This window comes from Nonomuraea sp. NPDC050643 (assembly GCF_040654715.1).
Lineage (GTDB): Bacteria > Actinomycetota > Actinomycetes > Streptosporangiales > Streptosporangiaceae > Nonomuraea.
This window is the reverse complement of the sequence record NZ_JBFAIM010000111.1, coordinates 20,803-29,319: the sequence shown is the minus strand read 5'-3', so window position 1 is coordinate 29,319 and position 8,517 is coordinate 20,803. Positions and strand designations below refer to the sequence as shown.

The window sequence follows — 8,517 nt, the reverse complement described above, 5'->3', positions numbered from 1 at the left end:
TCGGTCAGGTGGATCTCCACTGCCGACGGTCCTGAATGCGCCATGCCGAGCAGCATACGTATTTAACCGGCAAATTTCAGGCGCAGGACACTAGCCGTGCGCAGCGCACCTCGGCGGCACCCCGCCTCAGGGTGTGGTCGGTATGTGGTGATTATGTGGCCGGCCAGGCGGTTGTTGGGCCAAGAGAATTTCAGGCCCGCGCGAAGGAGGTGTTCAAAATGACTCCAGAGGTCGTTTCCTCGGTGATCGGTGATCGGTGATCGGTGATCTGATCACGGTCATGGGTAGCTGCGAGAGCGGACTGCTGTCGATCGTCAGCACTCTTATGTGAGAAAAGGTGATCGCTCCGATGATTCGGAGCGGTCACCTTTCCCCTTCTCGGATATTTCATGGAGATGGCATGGCCACGAACATCGGCGACCGACCTTTTATCGACCTCACCACCTCGGATGTGGCGCGACTAGTAAACCACCTGCCCATGGATCGCATCACGGATCTCGGGGCATTTCACGATCAGAGTCTTTTCCGGGAAGCGGTTGACAGCGTTCGCGAAAGCGTTTGGGGCAGGACGAAGCCGGTACTCGCTGTGACAGGGCGGTTGGCCTGACTTGACCATCGTCAACAATCAGTCCAGCCACCTAAAAGACACGCATGCACACCAGATGCGAGGATCGGGCCTTCGATCGACGCGACGTTCAAGGTTTTAGGCCCGGTCCAGGTGCGCTGCTCAGACGGGCGACAAGCTCACTTGAGCGGGAAACAGCGTGCCGTGCTGGCGATCCTCCTTCTCAGTGTCAACACGCTGATCTCCAAGGAGCGGCTGTGGAAGCTCCAGGTCGCCGAGCAGTTCGCGTCTGGTCTCACTGGGTTCTGGGACTCCACCCGGAGACACGAGTATTACAGCCTTCCCGACCTGGAGACGTTCGAGGCAACAGCGCGGCGCCGCAACCTCGACAAGCTGGCGGGATTCTACGTCGATCGCGCTGGCATCTCGATCACGTCACCACTCCACGTTCCATCAGGCGAAGTCGAAGAGGACATCCAGCGTGCTGCCCAGGTCATTCAGATGCACTTGATCGAGGACCACACACGGCAGCAAGATGCCCCTGACATGTCGCTGGTGGACTCAGCAGAGGATCTGCACTGGGCTGTGATGCCCTACGCACAACCCGAGGAATTCACCGAATTCGTCGCCCGAGTCTCGGATAGCTCAGCAGACTGATGCGGCCAAAGCATGCGCTTCTTCGAGGTGCAGGCGGCCCTCGGCCGCGTGTCGACCGAGACCTCGTTCGACCGGGACAGCGATGGCTTGAGGCGTCAGGGCGCTTTCAACGGATACTTCAACGCCCGGCTGTTTCCGAATCTCGATGCCAACCCGATGACCCTTTATCGGGGGTAGGAATAAGCCGACTTCACTGGTGCCGACGGTGGAGCCGCGGGGAGCGGCGCGGTCGCGCACAGGGACTCTTCGTACTGACGGCGAGCGAAGACGAACGGTCCGAGGGCGGGGGACAGGTCCCAATCCCTGGAGTTGTTACGGAATCCCGACCAGCCGGAACTCGATTTCTTGCACTCCCGCCTCCTGATCGCGCGATCTCCCATGAGCGAGCGCCCCCGCCCTCTGGCCGGGTAGGCCGGAGTCAGCCGGCGCGCAACAGCAACAGGGCCTGACGGAAGACGATGTCAGAGATTTCGTCGAGCGTCAGCCGTCCGTCGGGGCGATACCAGAGCACCACGCCGTTGCACATGCGGAGGATGGAGATGCGGACGATGGCCGGGTCTTCAGGGGCGAAGCTGCCATCGGAGATGCCCTCCTCGATGATGTCTCGCCAGAGCTGCTCGAATTCGTCGCGGAGCTCGATGAGCGCCGCTCGCGCCTCCGGGCTGATGACCTCCAGCTCCGTCCGCTCCAGCTCCCACACGTTGGCTTCGGTGACCTCCCCCACGATGTGCAACCGGATGAGCGCCTGCAGCCGTTGTGCCGGGGTCGGAGCCATCGCGATCGTTTTCCTGGCGCGGTCGATGGCGCTCACGTAGCTGCTCCGCAGCAGCTTGATGAACAGGTCTTCCTTGCTGGACGCGTAGTGATAGAGGGAGCCGATGGTCAGGCCGGCCTCGCGGGCGATCTCACGGATGCCCACGGCGGCGTAGCCCTTGCTCGCGAACAGCGTCGCGGCCACATCCATCAACCGCTGCTCAGTCGAGACTGGTCTTGCCACGTGGCTTCCCTTCGAGGACCTGCTGGATTCCTTCATCTTCTCTCTCCGAGGTCACACGGGGGGAAACGGTCACCCAGCTCAGCAAGGCGGCGCTTGACGACCCGCTCGGACGGGGTCCGTTCGAAGCGGTCGACGAAGGACACGTAGCGGGGCAGCTTGTGGCGGGCCAGGGATCCGGCCGCCCCGGCCACGACGGCCTCGGCTCTTTCTCGTGCCAGTCGCGTGTCCGCGGGGAGCTGGGCGACCTGGAGGAACGCCCAGACCTCCTCGCCGCGGATCGGATCAGGTCGCGCGATGATCGCCGCGTCTACGATGCCGGGCTGGTCGCGAAGGGCAGCCTCGACCTCTTGACATGAAATGTTCTCGCCCGCCCTGCGTACGATGTCTTTTGTTCGGCTGATATATCGGTAGTCCGCGCCGTGGCGTTCCATGATGTCTCCCGAGCGGTACCAGCCACCCTGGAGGAACGCCTGGGCGGTGGCGTCGGGACGCCGGTGGTAGGCGTTCGTGACCGTGGGCCCGCGCACTTCCAGCATACCGACGCCGTCGCCCTCGATGATCTGTCCGTCCTCATCGGTCAGCCGGAGCTCGATGCCGGGCAGGGGACGGCCCAGCCAGCCGGCGCCGACCTCGCGCGGGCCCGCTGCCGTGCTGCCCTCGGTGTCGATCTCCGTAGGCAGGGGTTGTCCCAGCGCCGCGCCCATTTCGGAGGTGCCGTACAGCTCCAGCCAGGGGATCGCGAACCTGCGCTCCAGCTCCGCGTGCAAATGCCGCGGGATGGCCACGCTCCATGCGGCGATGGCCTGGTGCCCGGAGTCGAAGGGGCCGGGCTTGGTGTTCAGCAGCATCGCGGGCATGGAGCCGATGGTCAGGAACTTGGTGATCGATCTGCTTCTGACATTCTCCATGAACGTCTGCGATCGGAACCGCGACAGGTAGACCGCGGTCGCGCCCGACTGCAGGGTCGCCATGAGCAGCGCCAACGGGTCCCCGTAGTAGAGGGGCTGGCTCGACATGACCCGGTCGTTCTCGGTGAGGCCCATGACGGTCGCCACGGCCCGGCCGTCGAGCAGCCACTGTCGTTGCGTCTTGGCCACCGCCTTCGGCACGCCGGTGGAACCCGAGGTCAAGCCGAACCGGATCCGGGCGTCGAGATGCTCGGCGCGGCCGAGGTCGTCGAAGGGCGCGTCGACCGGGCGCAGCGGCGGCCCGGCGCCCGGAACGGGCTCCTGGAAGGGGATGATGACCGTCCCGCGCCGCTGGAGCCTGTCGCGGTGCGCGACGCAGAACTCCGGCGTGGCGACGACGTGCGTGGGTTCGATCAGGCCGAGGATGTGGTCCAGTTCGGGGGCGGTGAAGGCGGGGTTGAGCGGCACCATGGAGGCGCCCAGATGCGCCACCGCCGGAACGAGCAGGAGCAAGGTGGAGCAGCTGTCCAGCGACACGGCCAGGATGTCGCCCTGCCGCACGCCGCGCTCGCGCAACTGCCCGGCCAGCCCCGCGACGCGTGTGGCGAGTTGGGCGAAGGTGAGCCGCTCACCGTTCTCGTGTTCGAAGGCCGGCCGGTCCGGCCACGTGTGCGCCGCCCAGCGGGCGATCCCGGCGAGGTTGCCGCCGGCGCGGGCGATCGGGTCGGTCCTCGGCTCGAGCGGCCGGTGCGCGGGCGTCATCGGCATATCGCCACCCAGTCGACGTCGGCGACGCAGGCTCCGGAGGCGGTGGCCACCACACTCGCCCGGATCCGGACGACGTCCAGGCCGGGGCGGGAGGCGCTGGGTCGACGCTCGGTCTCGCCAACCTCGCAGTGGATGGTCTCCTCCAGCGGGAGCGGCGGCCCGAAAGACCAGGTGAAGGCGCGGTTGAGCACGGTGTGATAGTTGCCCATGTGCCTGCCGCGGGTGATCAGGTTGGACGCGGTCAGCACGATCAGCGGCCACGGGATGTGCTCCGGGTCGCCGGTCCGGTCGCCTGGGAGCCAGCACCGGAAGAGCTTGACGTCCGCCTCGGTCATGGTGCGGCCCGCGGAGGCCCGCCCCTTGACGGGCGGCGGCCCGGCCAGGGGCGGGCCGATGACCGCGGTGCCCTGTGTGACCACCCGGCCGTCGATCGTGCCGGTGATGTCGTGCTCGGCTCCGGAGGATCCTTCCACGTCCATGCGGGCTCCTTCGAAGACCGGGCCGTCGAAGGTCCAATCCAGCCGGGAGAGGGGAGCCCATACGAGCTCAGGGCGATAGGCGTCGATCGTCAGCAGCATGCCGCTGGCGCCTGACAGGATGCGCTGGCCGAACATGCTCGTGCGGGCGGTGAAACGGTTGGTATGCAGCTCGTCGCCGGTGCCCTCCCAGATTGATCCCATCAGGAAGTCCCGTGCGGTGACGACGCGGGGCGCGAGGTCCACTCCCATGTCAGATCACCACCTGGCACCTGGTGCGATCGATGTGAATACGCAACGTCTCTCCTATCATCCGGTCGCTGGCCTGGCGCATGGGTACGTGCGCGATGAGGGGGCCCAAAGCGGTGGTGTCGAGGTCGACGCGGACGTGCTCACCCAGGAACACGATGTCGCTCACCGTGGCCTCGACGCTCAGATGCTCCTCCGCCCGCGGCTGGAGCGAGATCGAGGTGCGCGGCACCGCCAGCCGAGCACCTGCGGGCTGCGTGGCCGTCGACGTGACCCGGACGCGGCGTCCGCCCACGGTGAGGTCGGCCGCGCCGTCGTGAATGGTCGTGTCGTCGGGCAGCGGAGCCAGGTTCGCGTCAGTGAGCAGCCGGGCGACGTATCCGGTCGGCGGCCGGTCGTAAAGCTGGGAGGGCCGGTCGAGGCCGACGAGCCGTCCCTCGTGAAAGACGGCGATCCGATCCGACAGCGCCAGCGCCTCGTCCCTGTCGTGTGTCACGTACACGACGCTGCAGCCCGTGGAGCGGTGGATGCGGCGGATCTCCTGCTCCAGATCGAGGCGCAGCGCCCGGTCGAGAGCACCCAGCGGCTCGTCCATCAGCAGCAGCTGCGGCTCGTACGCCAGGGCGCGCGCGACCGCGACCCGTTGCTGCTGACCGCCGGAGAGCTCGCGCGGCGACCGGTGACCCAGCTCGGCCAGGCGTACCAGCTCCAACATCTCCCGCACGCGGGCCCGCCTGCGCTCTGTCGGCCACTTCCGCCGGCGCAGGCCGTAGGCGATGTTGTCGGTGACGCTCATGTGCGGGAAGAGCGCGTAGTTCTGGAACACCATGCCGATGTCGCGGTCTCGCGGTGGCTTGCGCACCACGTCCACGCCCGCGACGCGTACCGTGCCGCCGTCGCAGTTCTCGAACCCGGCGATGATCTTCAGGATCGTGGTCTTGCCGGATCCGCTCTGACCGAGGAAGGTGAGGAACTCGCCCTCGGTCAGGGACAGTGACACATCGTCGACCGCGGTGACCCGGCCGTATCGCTTGCTCACCCGGTCGAGCTCAAGCCGCGATTGGTGGTAGGTGTCGTGACTCATGAGAACGGGCCTCCCCCTTCGTGCTGCCGGGGAGCCGTGGCGGCGGTCATCGGCGTTCACTCCTGCGGCGCAGCGCCTCACCGGCGGCCATCAGGACGGCGGTGAGGAGAATGAGCAAGGTGGCGATCGCGGTGATGGTCGGATCCAATCCGGTGGTGACCGAGTCGAGGATGGCCTTGGGCAGCGTGGTGGTCTGAGGGCCGGAGATGAAGCTCACCAGCACCGCCTCGTCGAAGCTGGTCAGGAACACGGTGATCATGGCGGCGCCCACGGAGGGGCCGAGCAGCCGCACCGTGGTGTCCCACCAGGCGCGGGCGCGTCTGGCACCCAAGGTCATGGCCGCCAGTTCGAGGTCGCTGGAGATCGCCCGAATAGCGGGCCAGAGGATCAGTACGGCCAGTGGCAGTGTGGTCACCGCGTGCGCCAGGATGATTCCCAGGTATGTGTCCAGGATCCGCAACCGGGCCAGCAGCCCGTAGACGGCGACGGCCAGGGCGACGCCGGGGACCAGCAGAGGCAGCGTGCTGAACGCGACGAGCACGTTCTTGTACGGCAGCCGGGTGCGTGCCAGCCCGATCACCAGCAGGGTGGCCGCGCCCACCGCCAGCAGGGCCACGGGCAGGGCGATGACCAGGGATCGCAGTGTCACCGGGCCCCACAGATCCGACGACAGCAGCGACCGGTACGCGCGCAGCCCCAGCCCTTCGGGCGGAAAGGACAGGTAGGCGGTGTCGGAGAAGGACATCGCGACGACGACCAGAGCGGGCGCCAGCAGAAAGATCACCGTCAGGCCCACCGCCGATCGGAACGCGACCGTACCGAGGCGCCTCATTTACCTCCTCCTGATGGGAGGAATCGGGCGACCACCTGGCCGACCGCCACGGAGAGCAGGGCGGCCGCCAGGATCACCAGAGCGAAAGCCCTGGCGCTGGGCAGGTCGAAGTACTCGAAGACGTAGCTGCCGATCAGCGTCGCCACGAACGGCGTGCCAGGCCCGCCGAGCACCACGGGGGTCACGTAGAAGCCGAGGCAGACGACATAGACCAAGGTCGCCGCGGAGACGACGCCCCGCGCGGCCAGAGGCAGCACGACGCTCGTGATCGCCCTGACGCGGCCGGCTCCCAGGGTCTCGGCCGCGCTGATGAGCGAGCGGTCGATGCCGGAGAAGGTCGCGAACAGAGGAAGCACGGCGTACGGCAGCATCGCGTACAGCATGCCGACGATCACCGACACCTCGGTGTAGAGGAGGCTGTCCTGCTGGCCCACGAGGCCGAGGGCGACCAGCAGCCGGTTGACCGGTCCCCCTTGGCGGAGAATCAGGACGAACGCATAGTTCTTGACCACCACGCTCATCCATAGCGGCGCAAGGACGGCGACCCACAGCAGGATCCGCAACAGACGGCTCCTGACCGTGCAGATCGCCCACGCCATCAGCGCTCCCAGGACCACCGCGAGAACAGTGACCTCGAAGCTCACCCAGAGCGTGCGGAACAAGGCCCGCCGGGACGCGTCGGCGGTCAGGACCGACTCCAGCGCCGCACGTCCCTCGGGTTCCAGCGTGTCGACGGTCAGGGACGCCAGCGGATACGCCACCAAGGAGATGACCAGGATCACCGCGGGTGCGGTCAGCAGGAGGCCGATGCCGGCGGGCGACTGGGCGTGCCACCGACGAGGGCGCGCCGACAGCATGGCCGGCGAGCCCGTCATCCGCCGACCAGTTCTCGCCAGGGTTGTTCGACGGCCTTGCGGTTGCTCAGCCACCACTGGGAGTCCAGCCGCACCTGGTTGTCGTCAGCGTGCGCGTCCGGTAGCAGCGCGGCCTCGCTCTTCGTGAGGTACTTGCCCGTCTCTACGTTGGACATCCCGTAGGCGAACCGCTTGGCCAGCCGTGCCTGGGCCTGTGGCTGGGTGGCGTACCACTCGAGATAGCGCATCGCCTCCGCTGCGTTCGGCGCGCCCTTGACCACCACCATGTAGTTGGGGTTGACCAGCGAGCCGCTCCATTCGAGCCGCAGTTTCACGCCCTGATCCATGAGTGCCTTGGCACGCCCGTTCCACATGATCGACATGTCGACCTGCCGGTCACGCATGACCTGCATCTGCTGGTCGCCGCTGGTGGTCCAGACGGCGACATGCGGTTTGATCTTCGCCATGCTGGTGAAGGCGCGCTTGACGTCCACGGGGAACACGTCCTGCGCGCGTACACCGTCTGCGACCAGCGCCGTGGCGAGCATGGCCGCCGCGTTGTCGGGGATCGCCCGGCGCCCAGGAAAGGCCGCGGTGTCCCAGAACTGCGCCGGATCGGCGGGGCACTTGGCCACCGTGGCCGTATTGCAGGCGATGATGTAGCCGGTCTCGGCGAGACCGACACCGTAGTCGGTAACCGTTCCCGGAAGGGAGACCTTCTCCAGCCGGGCCTTCAGCTCCGGGGACAGCGGCTCGAGAAGGCGGAGTTCGTGGAGCTGGGCCGAGTCGGCGCCGGATAGGCCCTCGATGACGTCCCAGGTGACGTTCCCGCTCTGGGCCTGGGCCTGCAGCTTCGCGGCGAATCCGGTCCCGACGTTGACCTGCTGGAACCTCGTGCCGCTCACTGCGGTGTACGGCGCTTCCAGTTCCTGCTTGAGTGCCTCTCCGACGACTCCGCCGTAGTTGGCCGCTACCAGCGTCTTGCCGACGGCGGCGTCGCCGGTTTCTCCTCCGCATGCGCTGAGGACCAACAGACCCGCGCCCGCGGCGGCGGCCACTGCGGACCGCTGCCACGTCCCCATGTTCTTCATGGGACCTCCTGTGCTCAATTCCTCAGAACATATCGA

General features: G+C 67.0%; 10 protein-coding genes. 3 read left to right on the top strand and 7 right to left on the bottom strand.

The genetic code is table 11. The features are described from left to right. Positions 1-400: 400 nt before the first annotated feature. From AB0I15_RS63975 to AB0I15_RS63965, 3 genes are all read left to right on the top strand, one after another. Positions 401-607, top strand: a complete 207-nt coding sequence (locus AB0I15_RS63975) for a hypothetical protein (RefSeq protein WP_358119731.1) — start codon at positions 401-403, stop codon at positions 605-607. Positions 608-769: 162 nt separating this feature from the next. Beyond that, positions 770-1,222: a hypothetical protein gene (locus AB0I15_RS63970; RefSeq protein WP_358119728.1), complete on the top strand. Its 453-nt coding sequence runs from the start codon at positions 770-772 to the stop codon at positions 1,220-1,222. Between the two features lie 12 nt (positions 1,223-1,234). Beyond that, entirely contained in the window at positions 1,235-1,399 is a 165-nt protein-coding gene (locus AB0I15_RS63965) for a hypothetical protein (protein WP_358119726.1), read from the top strand. A 241-nt stretch (positions 1,400-1,640) separates the two neighbouring features. On the opposite strand, the gene AB0I15_RS63960 is transcribed toward AB0I15_RS63965, so the two are convergent. The 7 genes from AB0I15_RS63960 to AB0I15_RS63930 are packed head-to-tail and all read right to left on the bottom strand — an operon-like array spanning position 1,641 to position 8,481. Beyond that, entirely contained in the window at positions 1,641-2,255 is a 615-nt protein-coding gene (locus AB0I15_RS63960) for a TetR/AcrR family transcriptional regulator (protein ID WP_358119724.1), read from the bottom strand. After that, positions 2,252-3,895 (bottom strand): AMP-binding protein, encoded by a 1,644-nt coding sequence (locus AB0I15_RS63955; protein WP_358119722.1) that lies wholly within the window; start codon positions 3,893-3,895, stop codon positions 2,252-2,254. Before AB0I15_RS63955 ends, AB0I15_RS63960 begins: the two co-directional genes overlap by 4 nt. Next, positions 3,886-4,623 carry a hypothetical protein gene (locus tag AB0I15_RS63950; protein ID WP_358119720.1) on the bottom strand — a complete coding sequence of 246 codons (738 nt, stop codon included), beginning with the start codon at positions 4,621-4,623 and terminating at the stop codon, positions 3,886-3,888. The genes AB0I15_RS63955 and AB0I15_RS63950 overlap by 10 nt, the downstream gene beginning before the upstream one ends. A 1-nt stretch (position 4,624) precedes the next feature. Then, complete coding sequence (locus tag AB0I15_RS63945; protein WP_358119717.1) at positions 4,625-5,704, bottom strand: ABC transporter ATP-binding protein; 1,080 nt, start codon at positions 5,702-5,704, stop codon at positions 4,625-4,627. Between the two features lie 46 nt (positions 5,705-5,750). Continuing rightward, the gene (locus AB0I15_RS63940; protein WP_358119714.1) at positions 5,751-6,536 is read right to left on the bottom strand and encodes an ABC transporter permease; all 786 of its coding nucleotides are present in this window, start codon (positions 6,534-6,536) and stop codon (positions 5,751-5,753) included. Continuing rightward, positions 6,533-7,411 (bottom strand): ABC transporter permease, encoded by an 879-nt coding sequence (locus AB0I15_RS63935; RefSeq protein WP_358119711.1) that lies wholly within the window; start codon positions 7,409-7,411, stop codon positions 6,533-6,535. Before AB0I15_RS63935 ends, AB0I15_RS63940 begins: the two co-directional genes overlap by 4 nt. Beyond that, complete coding sequence (locus AB0I15_RS63930; protein WP_358119709.1) at positions 7,408-8,481, bottom strand: ABC transporter substrate-binding protein; 1,074 nt, start codon at positions 8,479-8,481, stop codon at positions 7,408-7,410. Before AB0I15_RS63930 ends, AB0I15_RS63935 begins: the two co-directional genes overlap by 4 nt. Positions 8,482-8,517 lie beyond the last annotated feature (36 nt).